4 protein-coding genes are annotated in these 2,195 nt (G+C 56.1%); 2 read left to right on the plus strand and 2 right to left on the minus strand.

Going from position 1 to position 2,195, the window contains the following annotated elements; all coding sequences use genetic code 11:
• A partial coding sequence (locus WBV42_RS12150; protein ID WP_423986269.1) for a hypothetical protein occupies positions 1 to 354 on the minus strand: 354 nt, incomplete at its 3' end.
• 601 nt (positions 355 to 955) lie between these two features.
• Between WBV42_RS12150 and WBV42_RS12155 the strand changes: the two genes are divergently transcribed.
• Together WBV42_RS12155 and WBV42_RS12160 are read left to right on the plus strand one after the other, a co-directional pair.
• Positions 956 to 1,432 (plus strand): Lrp/AsnC family transcriptional regulator, encoded by a 477-nt coding sequence (locus tag WBV42_RS12155; protein WP_253226727.1) that lies wholly within the window; start codon positions 956 to 958, stop codon positions 1,430 to 1,432.
• A gap of 106 nt (positions 1,433 to 1,538) precedes the next feature.
• Positions 1,539 to 1,844: a HalOD1 output domain-containing protein gene (locus WBV42_RS12160; protein WP_423986270.1), complete on the plus strand. Its 306-nt coding sequence runs from the start codon at positions 1,539 to 1,541 to the stop codon at positions 1,842 to 1,844.
• Here the strand turns inward: WBV42_RS12160 and WBV42_RS12165 are convergent.
• Positions 1,845 to 2,195: uracil-DNA glycosylase family protein (locus WBV42_RS12165; protein WP_423986271.1), on the minus strand; the 351-nt coding region annotated here is incomplete at its 5' end.

Here is a 2,195-nt window from a genome sequence, read left to right on the forward strand (position 1 = left end):
ACCCAGGTGAGAAGCGAGGAGAACGCCACCGATGAAGATGGCGATGAGCGGCAGGAGATGGAGGAACTGGATATACGGATCCGAGGAGTTGGTGATCAGATCGACGCTGTCCCGAAGATAGTTGGAGTCATCGGAACCGGAGATGGTTTGGGAGATTTCGACGAACTGCGCGTTGTAGAAGTACCACGTGACGACTTGCCACTTCTCGGCGGCGAACGAAAAGGTCGGTAGCTCGTCGAGCGTGACGAAAGCCCACGTCAAGCCATAGCCGCCGAGAAACGCCCCCACACCGGCTAAAAGCCCGGAAAATAGCCGATTTCGGTAGGTATGGTTTATCCGCCTCGTTGATTGCATGGTGAGTGGAGTATTCTATCAACCCATAAGCCTTGTCGAGTCGTGGGAAATTCCAAATCAATAAGTGTGACATATTATTCCTCCAAGTCGAGAGCGATACGTACGACAATTCTCCCGAAACGACCCATAGCACTCGATTCGACGCTCGGTTCTCTTCGACCCACTCGTGTTTCCGATGGGTCCGACGGGCGGAGAAGTCCGGATGCCCGACGATCCTCTCAACACGACAAACAAGAGGATTGTTCAGCAAAATTCGTCATTTCTCGGACCGTTTCAGGACCCAAACACCGCGAAAACCGGCTGCAAACCGGAATTTGACCGACCCGAGAAATTCGGTTCGACCACCGTTTCACCGAGTTTTTTCCGAAGACGCCTCGCTTATCCGGAATATAATAAAGGGGGTAGCGGTATTCGTATGAAATACGCCCGAAGCCCGGGTGTACTACCAGGCAAGTGTTCGACGGTGCCGGAGGCTCTGGTGGCGAGTTGGCTTCTCGCCATGTTTCGGCCATGCCTCCCACGAAAGTTTGTCATCTCGAACGCGTGCCGACTTTTTAGGAACAGGATACGAATAGTGAGAAGCGGTTTCGATAACAGACCAATGAGCCACGACACACTTGACGACGTAGACCGGGGCATCCTTCACTTGCTCCAAGAGGACGCACGCAATATGACGACGACGGAAATCGGGGATGCTGTGGGTGTCTCCGCCAGTACCGTCGGAAATCGACTCCAACGTCTCGAAGAGGCGGGAGTCATCAGAGGCTATCACCCACAGATCGACTACCACGAAGCGGGATTCCCGCTCCGCGTTCTCTTCATCTGCACCGCTCCGATCCCCGAGCGCGAGGAACTGGCGGCGGAAGCACTCGACGCGTCGGGCGTCGTCAACGTCAAGGAGATCATGGTCGGCGTGCAGAATCTCCACGTCGAGGCGGTCGCGACGACCCGCGAGGACGCGACCGAGGTCAGCAAACAACTCGACGACATGGGTCTGGACGTCGTCGATCAACTGCTGGTGAAAGACGAACACATGCAACCGTACGACCACTTCGGTCAGAAGGACGTCTCCGACTGACGCCGGGAATTATTTCGAAATTGGGGAAATACTATCTTTAGGATGGGATTCACACAGATTTATCCGACATACTTAACCATTGACGAATCTTAAGGCAAGTACTGGAATGGAACATACTTCCTACCATTTGCAGGACGGCGAGCGGCCCAGTACCGCCGTCGTCAATGCGATCGCGGATCACGAGGACGCGTCACCCGACGAGATCGGTCCACGTCTATACGACGCTGTCGACCCCGATGCATTGGATTCGTTGTTTCGGCCGCGAGTCGACGGGCAGAATCGGATCGGCGGCAAAGCGGTATTTAGCTACCGTGGGTACGAGATCACGTACGAAAGCGACGGGATGATACACGTCACGGACGACACGGACACACCGTCCGGTGCATCCGAAACCGCACCTGCAGACGAGTGATCAAACCAACGCCGAGAGCTCGGAACCGATAGCCGCAACGTATTCGGGTCGGTCGTAGCCGAGTCGCTTCCGCCAGACGTTCTCGTAGGATGGATGAAGCAGCGGCAAGACCGTCACGCCGAGTCGCTCGCATTCGACCGGCGAGAGCACGCGTTCGAGAAAGCCGTTCATTCGAATCGACTCGAAGTCGAACAGGAGTTTCGTGGCGTGTTTTCCCGTCGTGACGACGACGGACGGGTCGACCCGTTCGATTTCCGTTCGCAAGTGATCGAAGCAGTTCGCCAACTCCTCGGCGCGTGGCTCGCGGTTCGAGCCGTCGTCCCCCTCGGGAAAGCACTTCACGGCGTTGGT

This window comes from Haladaptatus sp. (genome assembly GCF_049589095.1).
Classification (GTDB): Archaea; Halobacteriota; Halobacteria; order Halobacteriales; family Haladaptataceae; genus Haladaptatus.

What these genes read in the sequence shown, in the direction of transcription:
- WBV42_RS12155 (WP_253226727.1), top strand. Translation starts at nt 956, where the DNA reads ATGAGCCACGACACACTTGACGACGTAGACCGGGGCATCCTTCACTTG.
- WBV42_RS12160 (WP_423986270.1), top strand. Translation starts at nt 1,539, where the DNA reads ATGGAACATACTTCCTACCATTTGCAGGACGGCGAGCGGCCCAGTACC.